This is a genomic window from Bifidobacterium longum subsp. longum JCM 1217, from assembly GCF_000196555.1.
In the GTDB taxonomy this organism is placed as follows: Bacteria; Actinomycetota; Actinomycetes; order Actinomycetales; family Bifidobacteriaceae; genus Bifidobacterium; species Bifidobacterium longum.
On the sequence record NC_015067.1, the window covers coordinates 1,887,111 to 1,902,274 of the forward strand.

At 60.2% G+C, this 15,164-nt stretch carries 11 protein-coding genes and 2 tRNA genes; 4 read left to right on the forward strand and 9 right to left on the reverse strand.

What is annotated here, in order from left to right; translation table 11 throughout:
• Positions 1-38 precede the first annotated feature (38 nt).
• The 5 genes from dacB to BLLJ_RS08175 all read right to left on the reverse strand — a co-directional run bounded on the left by dacB (position 39) and on the right by BLLJ_RS08175 (position 7,010).
• Positions 39-1,529 carry a D-alanyl-D-alanine carboxypeptidase/D-alanyl-D-alanine endopeptidase gene (gene dacB / locus BLLJ_RS08155; protein ID WP_013582908.1) on the reverse strand — a complete coding sequence of 497 codons (1,491 nt, stop codon included), beginning with the start codon at positions 1,527-1,529 and terminating at the stop codon, positions 39-41.
• A 22-nt stretch (positions 1,530-1,551) separates the two neighbouring features.
• Entirely contained in the window at positions 1,552-3,225 is a 1,674-nt protein-coding gene (locus BLLJ_RS08160; protein ID WP_013582909.1) for a hypothetical protein, read from the reverse strand.
• Positions 3,222-4,178 (reverse strand): ABC transporter ATP-binding protein, encoded by a 957-nt coding sequence (locus tag BLLJ_RS08165; RefSeq protein WP_074709602.1) that lies wholly within the window; start codon positions 4,176-4,178, stop codon positions 3,222-3,224. Before BLLJ_RS08165 ends, BLLJ_RS08160 begins: the two co-directional genes overlap by 4 nt.
• A gap of 94 nt (positions 4,179-4,272) precedes the next feature.
• The gene (locus BLLJ_RS08170; protein ID WP_007053855.1) at positions 4,273-5,496 is read right to left on the reverse strand and encodes a glycosyltransferase family 2 protein; all 1,224 of its coding nucleotides are present in this window, start codon (positions 5,494-5,496) and stop codon (positions 4,273-4,275) included.
• Entirely contained in the window at positions 5,496-7,010 is a 1,515-nt protein-coding gene (locus tag BLLJ_RS08175; protein ID WP_007052370.1) for an AI-2E family transporter, read from the reverse strand. Before BLLJ_RS08175 ends, BLLJ_RS08170 begins: the two co-directional genes overlap by 1 nt.
• A gap of 75 nt (positions 7,011-7,085) precedes the next feature.
• On the opposite strand from BLLJ_RS08175, the gene BLLJ_RS08180 reads away from it, so the two are divergent.
• Positions 7,086-8,012, forward strand: a complete 927-nt coding sequence (locus tag BLLJ_RS08180; protein ID WP_007057751.1) for a glycosyltransferase — start codon at positions 7,086-7,088, stop codon at positions 8,010-8,012.
• Positions 8,013-8,234: 222 nt separating this feature from the next.
• On the opposite strand, the gene fucO is transcribed toward BLLJ_RS08180, so the two are convergent.
• Positions 8,235-9,386: a lactaldehyde reductase gene (gene fucO, locus BLLJ_RS08185; RefSeq protein WP_007052368.1), complete on the reverse strand. Its 1,152-nt coding sequence runs from the start codon at positions 9,384-9,386 to the stop codon at positions 8,235-8,237.
• Between the two features lie 439 nt (positions 9,387-9,825).
• On the opposite strand from fucO, the gene BLLJ_RS08190 reads away from it, so the two are divergent.
• Both BLLJ_RS08190 and BLLJ_RS08195 read left to right on the forward strand, forming a co-directional pair.
• Entirely contained in the window at positions 9,826-11,130 is a 1,305-nt protein-coding gene (locus BLLJ_RS08190; protein ID WP_007055349.1) for a class I SAM-dependent methyltransferase, read from the forward strand.
• 108 nt (positions 11,131-11,238) lie between these two features.
• Entirely contained in the window at positions 11,239-12,447 is a 1,209-nt protein-coding gene (locus BLLJ_RS08195; RefSeq protein ID WP_013410660.1) for an MFS transporter, read from the forward strand.
• A gap of 90 nt (positions 12,448-12,537) precedes the next feature.
• Here the strand turns inward: BLLJ_RS08195 and BLLJ_RS08200 are convergent.
• From BLLJ_RS08200 to galE, 3 genes are all read right to left on the reverse strand, one after another.
• Positions 12,538-12,613, reverse strand: a tRNA-Phe gene (locus BLLJ_RS08200).
• A 47-nt stretch (positions 12,614-12,660) separates the two neighbouring features.
• A tRNA-Asp gene (locus BLLJ_RS08205) sits at positions 12,661-12,734 on the reverse strand.
• Positions 12,735-12,958: 224 nt separating this feature from the next.
• On the reverse strand, positions 12,959-13,972 hold the full coding sequence (gene galE / locus BLLJ_RS08210; RefSeq protein WP_013582911.1) for a UDP-glucose 4-epimerase GalE: 1,014 nt from the start codon (positions 13,970-13,972) through the stop codon (positions 12,959-12,961).
• A gap of 283 nt (positions 13,973-14,255) precedes the next feature.
• On the opposite strand from galE, the gene trmB reads away from it, so the two are divergent.
• The gene (trmB, locus tag BLLJ_RS08215) at positions 14,256-15,161 is read left to right on the forward strand and encodes a tRNA (guanosine(46)-N7)-methyltransferase TrmB (RefSeq protein ID WP_016507735.1); all 906 of its coding nucleotides are present in this window, start codon (positions 14,256-14,258) and stop codon (positions 15,159-15,161) included.
• Positions 15,162-15,164 lie beyond the last annotated feature (3 nt).

Genomic DNA, 15,164 nt, shown 5'->3' on the forward strand with positions numbered 1-15,164 from the left:
ACGGCCTTTGTAGCCCTTGATGGCCCTTGATGCCTCTTTTACAGCCCCGCGAGCTTGGTGATAAACGAGTCGATGGCGCTACGCGCGGCGGCATAATCCTCAGGATTGTTGACCACCACGGCAAACGACAACGCTCCCCCATTGGTGCGGGACACATTGCCGGCCATCGACGTAACCGTGCCGAGGCTGCCGGTTTTGACGCGCAGCAGACCAGCCACGGCATCATCCGTATACCGATCCTGCGCCGTGCCCACCAATCCCGCGATGGATAGACCTTCCGCACCAGCAGCACCGCTCTCGGTGGTCAGATTACGTTGTTGGACGGCCGCCAGCGTGCGTACGGTGAGCCGGGAGCCGGGAGACAGGCCGGAGCAATCGGCCATGGTCAGACCGGATGTGTCGAGACCGAGATCGTTCAGAGTGGATTTGACCGCTTCCGTGCCGCCTTCAGGACTGTTTGTCGCTGATTTCGCCAAGGCGGTGAGTCTGCCGAACTCCTCGGCCAGCGTATTGTCCGAATGCCGCAACGTGTATGCCATGATTTCGGACAGTGTTGCCGAACTCACCGAAGCCAAAGGCGTTTCACCGGATGGAGCGGTGTTTGCCGTCACGTCTCCGGTAACGGCCATGCCGTTCGATTGGAGCAGTTCGGCGAATTTCGCGGCCACGTCGCTGGCGGCGTGCTGGGACAGTTCCGGGTATCCGGCCGAATCATCGGGGTCGGCCGGCGCAGGCGTATCGGCGGTGTATTGGCGGCCTCCATCAATCGCCATTGATGAGACCGGCGTGAAGTAGACGGTGTAGTCGCTTAAGACTGCGCCGCCTTCCGACAGACCTGCCGGAATGCGTGAGTCGCCGAATAGGGTGTCGTCGTACTCGAGATTGACGGAAGTGATGCCTCGCTGGGCGAGCGCGGCCACGGTGGCCTTGGCCAAGGTGTTCAGACCGGCACGTCCGTTGGTATGGTTGGCGTCAGAATCGCCTGCAGACAGCAGCATGTCGCCATTGCCTTTGAGGGTCAACGTATTGGTGCCGTCATCGGATTGGGTGAGGAACACTTGGGTATCCAAGGTGGATGCCATATTCAGGGTGGATGAGGCGGCGAGCGCGGTCAGCGTTTTCAGTGTGGATGCAGGCTCGCGTGGAGTGTTCGACTCATGTTCGGCAGCGACGGTGCCTTGGGCGTCTTCAATGATCACCGACGTATCGTTTCCCACGCCTTGCGCGGACAGCAATTCGTTGACCAGCGCAGAAGCGGCCGTGGAATCAATGGCCTTGTTCGCGTTCAAGGTGCCGGCGACGGTGCCGCCTGATTTGGCGGTGGCTGGATCGGCAAAAACAGGTGCGGCGACGGGCTTCAACGTCAATAATCCGGGGGCCACGTCGGTGATGTCGGCGGCGCAGTACCCCGCGAACAGGGCGATGGTGGTCAGTGCGGAAATGATGACGGTCAGTGTTCGGCGATGCGATCGTTGGGTCCGCCGTTGCGCTTCACGCCGCTGACGGCGTGATACCGCTGTAGATACCATCGTGCTCCTTATGCCAAGGCGATCATTTCTGCAATGAGGCGAACGAGTCGAGTGCTTCCACAATCGAAAGCATTCGCGCATCCATCAGCTTACCGCCCAGCCATGTCCCGAGTGCCAGGATGCCGATGCCGTTGGCCAGTGCGACCGGAATAATCGCCAGCCATATGCCGCCTTCGGCTCCCGTCAGCAGCATGACCAGCGCCACGATGCCGGTGGGCAGCATCAGCAGCAGGCTGCCAAGCACGTAGACGAACGGGAAGAAGCCTTGGGCCATGGCGCGGCCTTGAGGCGCGGAGAACGGCTTGTCCATTGAGGCGACCGGGTACATCAGCACACAGGACGTGACTTCGGCCACGCCCAGGCCGCTCAAGGCGACGCCCATGCCCACGGCGAGGAAGATCAGGCCGGTGACGAGGTCATCGGGCTGCGCCCAGCGGCCGGTCAGTGCGCCGACCAGCACGATGCCGGCGAGATAGAGCAGCACCATGTAGACGACCATGATGCCGACGTAGACGCGCACGCGGCCGATTCTGTCGGTCCGGCCACGCACGCCGGCGATGACTTCCATGGTGAAGCCGCGGCCGTCATATGCGAGCCCGTTGCTTTCCACCACTGACATGAACCAGCCACACCAGATCAGCGACTGCCAGACGACCGCGCTGATGCCGTGCGCCTGGAAGGCGAAGATGATCAGGAACAGGACCGGCATGGCGAAGGTCATGGCTTGGCGGGGGTCTCGTTTGAGATAGGTGATCAGGCGTGCGGACACCGCGCCGGATGCCGAATCGGGCATCCATGCGAATGCGCCGATGCCTTTGGCGGTCTCGGACGGACTGTTTGCGCCGATGGTGAGCCGTTCATGCCTCAGACACCAAGTGCATACGGCGAAGCAGACGATCCATGTGACGGCAAGGATGGCGATGCGGGCGATCAGCACCGCCCAAGCTCCGGTAAGCGCGTCGAACGGCAGTTGGAAGGCCGCACCGAACGGCGTCCATGCGGCGATGGCGGTCGCCGCGCCCCAGGTCTCGGTGTTGAGGCTGAAGGCTATGCCGGAGTTGACCAGAATGTTCGGCAACTGGCAGATGATGACGAAAGTCAGCACGATGAAGATGTAGAACGCGCCTTTGCCGCGTTTGCTGGTCACCAGCGTGGTGGATAGGGCGATGACCAGTTTGGAGATGCTCATCATGGTGATGACGGCCAGCACTGCGGCGAGGAGGGAACTGATGATTACGGCTGGTCCCATATGCCGATAGGCCAGTGTCCAGAGCATCAGTGAGGCCACGCCAGTAAGGGAGGGGATGCCGGACAGGCCGGAAAGCAGCAAGCCGAATTGCAGGTTGCGGTCGGCGATGCCGTAGATCGCGAATTTGCGTGGGTTCATGGTGGAGCCTTCGCCAAGCATCATGAGCTGGATGAAGCCGATGAAGATGGTCATGGTCGCGCCGACCAGCACGACGACTATGTTGACGATGCCTCCGGGACCAAGGATGTTCAGCGGAAAGCCATCCGCGTTCACGGTGAAGGGCGGCAGTATGCCGATGAACCATGCGAGCACGCCGGTGCCGATGATGGTGCCGGCCGCGAGTACAGCGGAAAAGACATAGGCGACGGTCTGCCACGCCGATTTTCGCAGGGTGGCGAGCGTGAGCGTCCAGCGCAGGCGGACCAGGGTGATGGCGGTCTTGATCATTGGCGGGCCTCATCGGTGGGTGTGGCGGGCGTAGGCAGAATCGGCTGAATCGTCTGGGCCGAAGTTGGTGCTTGGGCTTGGGCCTGCCCGCCATCGAGCCACGCGAGATGGGCGGCTTCGTGGCGGCCACCGACTAGTTGCAGGAAGCGGTCTTCGAGTTCTTCGCCAGCAGCGACCTCGTCCACCGTGCCGGCCGCGCATACCAGACCGTCGTTGATTACGGCCACATGCGTACACATCTTTTCGACCAATGCCATCACGTGTGAGGAGATGATCACCGTGCCGCCAGTCTTCGCGTATTCGATGAGAATGTCTTTGAGGTTGGCGCTGGACACCGGGTCCACGGATTCAAACGGCTCATCCAAGACCAGAATGCGCGGGCTGTGAATCATCGCGGAGGCCAGGCAGATCTTCTTGGTCATGCCGGCCGAGTAATCGGTGACCATCGTGTTGGCGGCCCCGGCCAAGTCGAAAGCATTGAGCAGGTCCTGGGCGCGACGCGTGGTCTCCTCGCGGCTCATGCCGCGCAGCATGCCGGAGTAGACGAGCAATTGCAAACCGGTCAGTCGGTCGAAGATCTGGTCGGGCTGGGGCATGACGCCGATCATGCGCTTGGCCGTGTTCACGTCGCTCCACACGTCATGGCCCAGAATCATGGCGGTGCCGGCGTCCGGCACCAATAGACCGGTCACCATATTGAGCGTGGTGGTTTTGCCGGCGCCGTTAGGGCCCACCAGTCCGTAGAACGAGCCGATTGGAATGTCAAGCGCGAGCCCGTTGACGGCGATCTTCCGGTCGAAGTGCTTGAACAGGCCGCGAATGGACACCGCCGTATTCGGGTTCGGCGGCCATGCTTGCGGCTGTGGCTGTTGCGACTGCGAAGACGCGGGAGCGGCGGCTGGCATCATCGGCGGCTGAAATCCGACATTCCTTTGAGTATTGTCTAAGCTCATGCATCTACTCTAGCCCACCAGTCAACCCTCAGCGCAGCACCCCCGGGTTGCTGTTGGATTGCCCCGCTGAGCAGCTCCGGACTAGCGGACTCGGTCAGCCCTTATGTGCGATGGGCTTCCACTGGGCTTTGGCGAAGATGGCCTGGAAGGAAATCGGCACGTAGCTGAGCATGTAAATCGGGAAGCTGAGCACATAGGCGAGCAGCTCCTTGTTCGTGGCACCGATCTGGTCGTGCTCGACAATGATGGTCAATGCAGCCAATGCCATCAGACCCAACACCGATGTGATGATGCCGCTGGACCAACCGGCCAGCGATTGCAGCTGGCTCGACCAACTCACGAAGCCACACGCGGCGAACAGCAAGCCCATCACCGCGCGAATCACGCCCAACACGGTAAACGGACACAGCATCAAGGTGAAGTCGATGCAGGAGAAATCACGTTCGCGAACCGCGCGTTTCAGCAATGCCGAGCCATAATAACGGAATACCTGCAGGAATCCCTTGCTCCAACGCAAACGCTGACGCCAACTTTGCGAGAAGGTAACCGGCTGCTCGTCGTAGAGGATCGCAGTACCGCAATAGCCGATGCGGTCGCCATGCAGAATCGAATCCATAGTGAATTCAAGATCTTCAGTGAGCAGGTGGAACTTCCATCCCTTGTTCCGCTTCATCACCTCGCGGGAGAACATGAATCCCGTACCGCCCACATGGCAAGAGGAACCGAGAATCATACGCGAGTTAGACAGGAATCGCGATTCACGGATGAACCACAGCGCAGAACCAGAAGACACCCAGTTATCCGCCAGATTCACCGAATTACGGTAGCTGGTCAGAATCTTGAATCCGGAGCAGAACGCCTTGTTCATTTCCTCGAAGTAATGCTTGTCCAGCTTGTTATCGGCATCGAACACGAAGTAGGCCTCATAATCATCGGCCACACCGATGTCGAGCATATGCCCCAACAGATACGTCAGCGCATATCCCTTGCCAACCAGTTCAAGATTGTGGCGTTCCACCACATGGCAGCCCAAAGACCGCACCACGTCGGCGGTGTTGTCGGTGCAGTTGTCGGCCACCAGCCAGATGTCGATGAGGTCGGACGGGTAGGTCTGATCGCGAATCGACCCAATAAGGTTGCCGATCACGTTTTCTTCGTTGCGCGCGGAGATCAGTACGGCATACCGGTTGGTCATCGGGGCGTCGGGGAAGCGCACGGGCTTGGCGAACAGGGACATCACGATGCACAGTCCCTGATATATCATGCCGGCACCACCGACGATTACCAGAAGAATATCGAGTACGGAAAGCAGGGTCATCAGCGCCACCCCGCCCTAGGATTGCTGGAGGCAGATTGATCAGACTGCTTGGTTTGCTTGCGTTGCTTGGGCTGCTCAGACTGCTGCGTATCCGCGGCACCACGCTGCGGAATCGCCACGGTGGCGGAATCGTCCAAATCGGATTCTTTCGTCTCGTGTGGCGGAATCGCATAGATCTGTTCCTGCAGCAAACGCAGTTCCTCATTCATCGGCACACGGCTGGTGGACCCCTTGGCCGCACGCGGCATGTGCTCGCCGATCGGCTGCAGCACATGCTCGCCGAACGCTTCGGACGCCTCGACGATCTTGGACTTCTTCTCCGGAGTCGGATCGTTCATCAGTGGTGAGTCAATCAGCTCATAGCGCTTGGTGTACGCACGGAAGATGGCCTGCAGCGATGCGGTGACCGGCAGCGCCAGGAACGCGCCAAACGCGCCGAACAGCGAGCCGAACGCCAGCACCGCGAGGAAGGCGACGGCCGCGTTGATATCCATCGTGCGCTGCGAAATCCTCGGCGAGAGAATCAGGTTCTCGATCTGCTGGTAGACGATGATGAACACCAGCACCGCCACGGCGTACGTCCATCCGCGGTTGCCCCAAGCGAACAGCACCGGCAGCGCGCCGCCGATATAGGTGCCGACCGTGGGGATGAACTGGGATACCACGCCGCAGAACAGGGCCAACGGCAGCCAGTAGGGCACATGCAGAATCTCTAAGAAGATGGCAGTGCAGGTGGCGTTGATCAACGCCAGAATCGAACGGGAGAACAGGAAGGACGAAATCTGGCCTTGGGCCACGGTCCACACCAGCAGGAATCGGCGCTGCGTGTTGGGGGCCAGCCACTGGCAGAAGGAGCGGCGCAGTTTGGGGCCGGCGGCGGAGATGTAATACGTGGTCATGACCACGGTCATGAGGTTCAGCAGGAAGGAGAACAGGCCGCCCACCGTACTCATGGCGGTACCGGCAAAATCGGTGACCCACGAGGTCTGGATATTGTTGAAGATTTCCATGCCGAGATTGCTGATTTCCGGCATCTTGAACGTGGCATACTGGTCCACGAACTCACGAATCTGCTCATACATGGCCGGCAAACCGCGGACCATGGCAATCATCTGCTGTACGAACATGTTGCCAAATAGCGTGAGCAGCACACCCACGACCACGGCCACGCCCACCAAGCTGACGGCGGAAGCCACGCCACGCTTCCAGCCATGAGCCACCAGCGCCACCACCAACGGTTCGACGGCCAGCGCCAGGAACAGCGAGATGATGATGTCGAGCACTAGATAGGAGATGTCGCCCCACGAGCGCCAGCAGAACATGAATACGATGACGGCGAGGGCCACATACAGCAGCGCGCGGCCGAACCATTCCGGTGGCCTACGGGAATCTCCCTTGGCGGGGAACAAAGTACCAAAGTCGATACGATTCTCGTCGTCCGGGTCTGCCCCGGCCTCTGCGGCACCGGTTCTCAACGTGTCGGTGCTGTTTACGTTTCGCACGCGTTCGCTCATGGCTCCCCATTGTAGCGAGGGGTTTGAAGCTCGGATACGCCGGCGGCGTACACCCGCTTTTCTATTGTTGATGTTATGCTCAACGTTTCGATCATCATCCCAGCGTGGAACGAAGCCGAACGCATCCGCGACTGCCTGCTGAACGCCACCCGTCAGACCATCATGCCGCATGAGGTGCTGGTGGTGGACAATCGTTCTACGGACAACACCTGTGCGGTTGTCGAACAGTTCATTGCCGAACATCCTGAGGCCCCGGTCAAACTGTTGCACCAGAACGATGAACAGGGGCTGATTCCCACCCGCAACTTTGGCCTGAACGCCGCGACCGGCGATGTGCTGGGCCGTTTTGACGCCGACTGTATGATCCGGCCTGACTGGGTGGAGGTGGTCTCCGGCATCTTCACCGAAGACCCGGCCGCGATGGGTGCCACTGGTCCGGTGATGTATTACGACATGCCCTCACGCCATTTCGGGTTGAAAGGCGACAATTCCTTACGCAAGCGAATCTACCGTGCCGATGGCGGCCAGCCGCTGCTGTTCGGCTCGAATATGGCCTTGCGCGCTTCGGCCTGGCATCAGATTGTGAATGAGGTCTGCCGGGATAAGGCCGATGTGATGCATGAGGATATCGATATTTCCCTGCATCTGATGGGCAAGGATCTGAAAACCGTGTACTCGCCGCGCATGATCGCCGCGATGAGTGCGCGACGGATGGATACGTCGTTGAGTTCGTTCCTGAGCTACATGCGACGTTTTAAGAATACGTTTGATGCGCATCCGCAACATACGCGCACGCATAAGCCGGAGGTGTTGTTCACCGCCATGTATCCGGCGATGCACATGTTCTACCCGGTGTGGCAGAAAGTGCTGAATTCCGCGGATATCAATCCGGCTGAAGCCGCGTGGATCAACGAGCAGATGGAACTGGCGGAGGCGCAAGGCAAGCAGCTGTACGACGAGACCCCCACCGACGAAGTCTACGACGAAAAGCACGAAAAGTAGCTAGATATACGAGCCCCCTCTGCTTATGCAAGCTCCCTCTGATAAGGGAGCTGTCGAATGAAGTGAGACTGAGGAAGAGACTGCGACGCAGTCGCTAAAACATTGAATCGGACGCAGGCCGATACCTATTATTCAGCGGCTACGCCGCAACTTCTCTCCCTCAGTCAGCTACGCTGACAGCTCCCTCATCAGAGGGAGCTAATGTTTACTGTCATTGACTGATCACATCAGCGACTTGTAAATCGCGAGGATGTCCTCTTCGGTTGCCTGACGCGGGTTGCCGGGGGTGCACACGTCGTTGAAGGCATCGTGAGCCAGCGGCTCAAGGTCGGCCTCGGTGGCGCCCACTTCGGAAATCGTGGTCGGGTTCTTCAGATCCACGGTCAGCTTGTGGACGGCCTGCACGGCCTCTTCGCGCACCTTCTCCAGGTCGCCGGTGTAGGCGTCCTCAACACCGAACGCATCGGCGATGTCGCGGTACTTCTCACCGGTGAAGTCCTTGTTGTATTCCATGACCGGGGCCAGCAGAATACCGTTGGCCACACCGTGGGCCACGCCCAGACGGCCGCCCAGCGGGTGAGCCATGCCGTGCACCAGACCGAGGCCCACGTTGGAGTAGGCCATACCGGTGATGTAGGACGCGTAGGCCATCTGCTCGCCGGCCGGAATGTCGCCGTCGGCGGACTTGGCCAGGTTCTTGGCAATCATGCGGATGGTCTGCATGGACAGGCAGTCGGACAGGCTCCAGGCACCCGGGGTAATGTAACCCTCGATGGCGTGGGTCAGGGCGTCAAGTCCGGTGGCGACCTTCAGGCCGCGCGGCATCGAGTCGGTCAGATCCGGGTCCACGAAAGCGACGATCGGGATGTCGTGCGGGTCGACAGCCACGAACTTGCGCTTGTTGGCCGTGTCGGTGACCACGTAGTTGATGGTCGTCTCCGAGGCGGTGCCGGCGGTGGTCGGCACGCCGAAGATCGGGACGGACGGGTTCTTGGTATCCGCGACGCCTTCCAGAGAAAGCACGTCGGCGAACTCCGGGTTGGCGGTGATGATGCCGATGCCCTTGCAGGTGTCTTGCGGGGAGCCACCGCCCAGGCCGATCAGGAAGTCCGCACCGGACTCGGCGAACTTGGCGACGCCGTCCTTGATGCACTCGACCGGCGGGTTCGGCTTGACGTTGGAGAACACCTCGTACGGCAGGCCGGCCTCATCCAGAACCTTGGTGACCTTCTCGGCGGTGCCGGTCTCCAGCAGCACCGGGTCGGTGACGATAAATGCCTTGGTGAAGCCGTGCTGCTTGGCGACGGCCGGAATCTCCTTGATCGCGCCACGTCCGAAGTATGCAGTCTGGTTGAAAATCATGCGGTACACCATAGGGGCTCTCCTTTTGAGCTAGTGTCTTAACTGGTGGTCCACTCTGTCTTTGAGTGGTCCAACGGTTCCCCAGTCTACTCCGCGCATGAGCATTCACCTGAAAACACGCTGAAAGAACAACACTGAAAATAATGGCAAGAAATGGCGGAATTCCGCACTTGTCGAATTATTGTCCATTGACCAAACCAGTTCCATCGCCCGAAATCTCAACGATAAGACCATTTTCCGGAGTCATCTGACGCTCTCCGAGAAACTCGTCTCTCATCCGCTTACTTCGCGCGTAGCGCAATCAATATGCGAGATGCCTAATTCCATTCGTGCTTCATCAGCCGAACGCGAACTGGTTCACCAGATGGTGTATTCAACGGTTTCAGTCTCCTGAAGAGGACTAAGATACCTCGACAGTTGGGGTGATCATCATAAGAGAATGAGGTAGATAATGGCAAATGGCAAGGCTATGACGGTCGGCGAGATGGCGTCCCTGTTTCTCGACCCCGCCACTCCCGTTCGTATCGACGCTTTCGACGGCTCGCATTTCGGCCCGGCAGACGCGGATTTGAAGGTCAAAATCGCCACGCCGAACTGCATGTACCAGCTACTCGCGCACCCGAATGAAATCGGCATCGTGCGCTCATACATTCTGGGCGATTTCGACGTGGACGGCATTGACTACGCCGACCCGTATCCGGCGATGCGCAAGCTGGTGTCGCTGTCCAAATACGTTCGCCCACTCACTCCCACATCAATTGCCCGCGTATCTGCCGGCATCCTGAGCCATGGCTTCAAGAAGCCGCCGGTGCCCGCCACCGAGGGCCCGAGCAAGTTCGCCCGTATCAAGCGTGGCCTGATGCCGCACACCGAAAAGGCCGATTCGGAAACCGTCAGCTTCCACTACGACATGTCCAACGAGTTCTACGCCGACTTCCTTGGATCCTCCATGACCTACACTTGCGCGGTATTCGACAACGAACACATGAGCCTTGAAGACGCACAGGCCAACAAACTGCGCCTGATTCTCGACAAACTGGACTTGCAGCCCGGCCAGCGCTTACTGGACATCGGCTGCGGCTGGGGTTCGATGGTCATCACCGCCGCCCGTCGCGGCATCAAGGCGCTCGGCGTCACCCTTTCCAAGGAACAGGCCGCGTACGCCAACGAATGGATCGCCCGTGAAGGGCTGCAGGATCTGGCCGAAGTGCGTGTGCAGGACTACCGCGAGGTGCCTGAGCACGACTTCGACGGTATCTGCTCGATCGGCATGATGGAGCACGTAGGCGTCAAGAACTACCAGAGCTACTTCGAAGAGATGTTCCGCCTTCTGAAGCCGATGGGCCGACTGCTGAACCACCAGATCACCATCAGCCATGACAAGCCTCACGGCAAGCCCGGTACCGACGAATTCCTCGACCGTTACATCTTCCCGGACGGTGATCTCGGCGCGCCCGGCTTCATCGAATCGTGCATCCATGACGCCGGCTTCAACGTGGTGCATCAGGAGAACCTGCGCCAGCACTACGCGCTCACCCTGCATCACTGGAACCAGAACCTCTCCGAGCATTGGGACGACGCGGTCAAGCAGGTCGGCTTTGAACGCGCCAAGGTATGGGGTATGTACATGGCCGCCTGCGCTCTGAACTTCGAGCTCGACGGCATCCAGATTCACCAGTTCTTGGCCGTCAAGCCGGATCGCGTGGCCCACCCGGACGGCAAGTGGTACCCCCTGCGCCAATGGTGGCAGGCCTGATTCCTTTTTGTGGGACGGCACGCGGTTTTTACCATTGTTCATCTGCCGTCCCACACGATTCTCTTCGCACGCGCATTTCGCGGGTGCTTTTTCTGCAATACTGACTCTATGAGCGCCACAGCCCCGAACTACAACCACACTGTCACCGCCTGCTTCGTGGGATACATCACTCAGGCGGTAATCAATAACTTCATGCCGTTGCTGTTCGTCACGTTCGCGGCGACACTCGGCATCGACATGGCGCGGCTTTCCGCCCTCATCACCGTCAACTTCGTCACCCAACTGGTCGTGGACGTGCTGGCCGGCAAGTTCGTGGACCGCATCGGATACAAGCCGTGCATTATCGCCGCCCACCTGGCCGCCCTTGCCGGACTGCTGGCGTTGGGCTTGCTCCCCACCCGCGTGCCGGACCCGTATCTCGCGATTCTGGCGGCGATTTTCCTCTACGCGCTCGGCGGCGGACTCATCGAGGTCATGGTCTCCCCCATCGTCGAGGCCTGCCCGAGCGAACACAAGGCCAAGGCGATGAGCCTGCTGCACTCCTTCTACTGCTGGGGCCAGCTCGGCACCGTGGCCATCTCCACGCTGTTTCTGTTTGCGTTCGGCACCGGCTCATGGCCGGTTCTCGCTTGCTTGTGGGCGATTGTGCCTGCCATCGGCATCGCGATGTTCGCTGGCGCTCCCATGCCGCGCATTGTGCCGGAAGGCACGGCGACCATGCGGTTCGCCGACTTGTCGAAGAAGCCGGTGTTCTACCTGATGTTCCTTATGATGCTGTGCGCGGGCGCGGCCGAACAGGGCATGAGCCAGTGGGCCAGCGCGTTCGCCGAGTCCGGTCTGGGCGTGACCAAGGTGATTGGCGACTTGGCGGGACCTGCCGCATTCGCCCTGATGATGGGCCTGTCCCGCACGATTTACGGAGTGCTGGGGCATCGACTGGATCTCACGGCATTCATTGCCAGCAGTTCCGTACTGTGCGTGGCCATGTATCTGACCGCAGCCCTAACCACGGCACCGGTACTGGGTCTGCTTGCCTGTGCGCTCACCGGTTTTTCAGTGGGTATTATGTGGCCCGGAACGTTCTCGATGGCTGCAGACGCCATGCCCGGTGGCGGTACGCTGATGTTCGCGCTACTAGCCGTGGCCGGCGACCTCGGATGCGCCGGCGGCCCTGCCGTAGTGGGACTGGTGGCCTCTGCCAATGGCGACAGTCTTAAGACCGGGTTGCTGTTCGGATCGATGTTCGCATTGGTGCTGTTGGCGTGCGTAGTTGCGGCGAGGAAGACAGTTGTTGGCGAACGCGAGCCTTTGCATTGACCGGCCAGCCCGCCATTTTGGCCTATAACCCCCGCCGGAGTAGGTACGCGACGGATATGCAAAAGCCCCGCACAAGGCGGGGCTTCATTATGGTGGCTCCGAACGGCGTCGATCCGTTGACCTAGCGATTTTCAGTCGCTCGCTCTACCAACTGAGCTACAGAGCCATGAACAGTCAAAAACCCGGATAATCCGGGCTTCATAACCATTCCAGCGACCCCGGCCGGACTTGAACCGGTGACCTCCGCCGTGACAGGGCGGCGCTCTAACCAACTGAGCTACGGGGCCATTGTTCTCACTTGCGTGAGGCAACAGATGTATATATTACTGAAATTCGCCAGTCATGCAAACTTCGGCGTGTTCCGCATAATTTCAAGGTTTTTGCTATCACCAGCACGCGAACACGTCTGTCACAAACATCCACAAAACGACGAAGGGCGCGACCGGAACCCCGGCCACGCCCTTATGGACGGAAACGCTTCGCGGCATCCACCGCAAAGTGACCGTCAATCTCAGTCAGCCTGCTTCCAGGTGTCGACGTCGATGTGGTGTTCGGGGTTGGCCTGCCAGGCATCCCACGCGGACTTGACGATGTCTTCCACGTCGTACTTGGCATGCCAGCCCATCTCCTCGTTGATGCGCTTCGGGGAGCCGATCAGGTGCGGCGGGTCGCCGGCGCGGCGGGCCATGACAGCCTCGGTGAACGGCAGACCGGTGACCTTCTTGACTTCGTCGACGATCTGGCGCACGGAGGTGCCTTCGCCGGTGCCGACGTTGAAGGCGTCGTACTTGCGCTCGTCACGGTCGAGGTACTTGAGGGCGGCGATGTGGGCGTCGGCCAAGTCGGAGACGTGGATGTAGTCGCGCACGCAGGTGCCGTCCGGAGTCGGGTAGTCGTCGCCGAAGATAGCGGGAGCCTTGCCCTGCTTGAGGCGATTGAACAGCATCGGGATGAGGTTCAGGATGGCCGGATCCTCAAGCTCCACCGGACCGCAGCCGGCCACGTTGAAGTAGCGCAGCGCGCAGAAGCGGATGCCGAACGGCTGCTCGCAGGCGCGTGCCATCCACTCGCCGAACAGCTTGGTCTGGCCGTAGGGGTTGATCGGCAGCATCGGGACGACGTCCTCAGGCACCACATCGACCGGCGGCACACCATAGGTGGCGGCGGAAGAGGAGAAGACGAGCTTCTTGGCGTTCTTGGACTGGGTCATGCCGGTGAGCACGTTGAGCATGCCGTTGATGTTCTGCTGGTAGTACCACAGCGGCTTCTCCACGGATTCGCCGACCTGCTTGCGAGCGGCAAAGTGGATCACGGAGTCGACGCCTTCGGCATCGAGGATTTCGGCCAAACGCTCACCGGCGCCCGGGGCGGCGATATCCATGCCGTACAGGCGGGAGTCTTCGATGCGAGTGGGCTTGCCGTAGCTCAGATCGTCGACGACAACGACCTTTTCGCCGGCCTGATGGAGTGCGTGAACGACATGAGCGCCGATGTAGCCGCAGCCGCCGGTGACGAGAACTGTCATAGTTGACCTTTCCTTGTGCGGGTTGCAAAGCGTCGGCCGTGGGGAGTTCAGCGGCTGTTCACTTTTGGTCCGCTTTGTTACCTTTTGAAACAATTTGAGTATATCACACGAACATAATCGCACAAAACGGTGGTGTCGTCCGGCAATATCTGCATTCATTAGGTCGATTTGGCGTTCATTAGGTAGGTCGGCCCGGAGCCGGCCCGCACGGACACCGGGTAAACGGCTTGATATGGTGGTTGGTATCGCACACCACCTACCTAATGAACGCCAAATCGACCTAATGAATGAACAGCGGTGCGGCGCACAAGGAAAATCCGAGGAATATATGACCGATCCCGAATCCACAGCAATCGATCCCGTCGCCGCGATGGCCACAGACCACACCGAGGCACCGGCGCACCCCCTGCACAAGGTGCTCTCCTTCGTACGCCGCTCCGGACGTTTGGACGATCGCCTGCAGCGCGCCTGGGACAACTATGCCGACACATATCTGTTGGATATTGCGGCCGGCAACCTGCTGGACGTGCGCGAGGGCGTCACGCTCGACCGCGCGTTCGTGGAGTCCGCATGGGGCAACGACAATCCGCTCATTGTGGAAATCGGCACCGGGCAGGGAGAAAACGTGGCGGCAGCAGCCGCAGCCCGCCCGGAGACGAACTTCCTTGCCCTAGAGGTCTATGACCCCGGCGTGGCCCACACGTTGCTGCTCGCCGGCAAGCAGGGGCTGACCAACATTCGCGTGGCCCAGGTCAATGCGCCCGAGCTGTTCAAGGTGACCGCGGCCGGCACCGTGGCCGAGGTATGGACCTTCTTCCCCGACCCTTGGCCCAAGAAGAAGCACCACAAGCGCCGCATCGTGCAGGAGGCCATGGCCGGCGACATCCATCGCGCGCTGGTCACAGACGGCGTCTGGCGTATCGCCACCGACATCGAGGACTATGCCCTGCACGTGCACGAGGTGATGGACGGCCTCGATGGCTGGAAGAACCTGGGCAGCGTAACCGTCAGCCTGCCGCTGGAGCACGTGGGCAAGGGCAATGCCGACATGGCCGCCGATATGCCGCACGCCGACTTCACCGAATCCGAGCGATTCGAGGGCCGCGTGCTCACCAACTTCGAGAAGAAGGGCCTGGCCGCCGGCCGCGTGATTCATGACTTCACCTATCAGGCCGTTACCCTGAACTGATTG

Coding starts and splice junctions, on each gene's coding strand:
- BLLJ_RS08165 (WP_074709602.1), bottom strand. CDS start 4,178: ATGAGCTTAGACAATACTCAAAGGAATGTCGGATTTCAGCCGCCGATG.
- BLLJ_RS08190 (WP_007055349.1), top strand. CDS start 9,826: ATGGCAAATGGCAAGGCTATGACGGTCGGCGAGATGGCGTCCCTGTTT.
- BLLJ_RS08170 (WP_007053855.1), bottom strand. CDS start 5,496: ATGACCCTGCTTTCCGTACTCGATATTCTTCTGGTAATCGTCGGTGGT.
- BLLJ_RS08160 (WP_013582909.1), bottom strand. CDS start 3,225: ATGATCAAGACCGCCATCACCCTGGTCCGCCTGCGCTGGACGCTCACG.
- BLLJ_RS08175 (WP_007052370.1), bottom strand. CDS start 7,010: ATGAGCGAACGCGTGCGAAACGTAAACAGCACCGACACGTTGAGAACC.
- fucO (WP_007052368.1), bottom strand. CDS start 9,386: ATGGTGTACCGCATGATTTTCAACCAGACTGCATACTTCGGACGTGGC.
- BLLJ_RS08180 (WP_007057751.1), top strand. CDS start 7,086: ATGCTCAACGTTTCGATCATCATCCCAGCGTGGAACGAAGCCGAACGC.
- trmB (WP_016507735.1), top strand. CDS start 14,256: ATGAATGAACAGCGGTGCGGCGCACAAGGAAAATCCGAGGAATATATG.
- galE (WP_013582911.1), bottom strand. CDS start 13,972: ATGACAGTTCTCGTCACCGGCGGCTGCGGCTACATCGGCGCTCATGTC.
- BLLJ_RS08195 (WP_013410660.1), top strand. CDS start 11,239: ATGAGCGCCACAGCCCCGAACTACAACCACACTGTCACCGCCTGCTTC.
- dacB (WP_013582908.1), bottom strand. CDS start 1,529: ATGGTATCTACAGCGGTATCACGCCGTCAGCGGCGTGAAGCGCAACGG.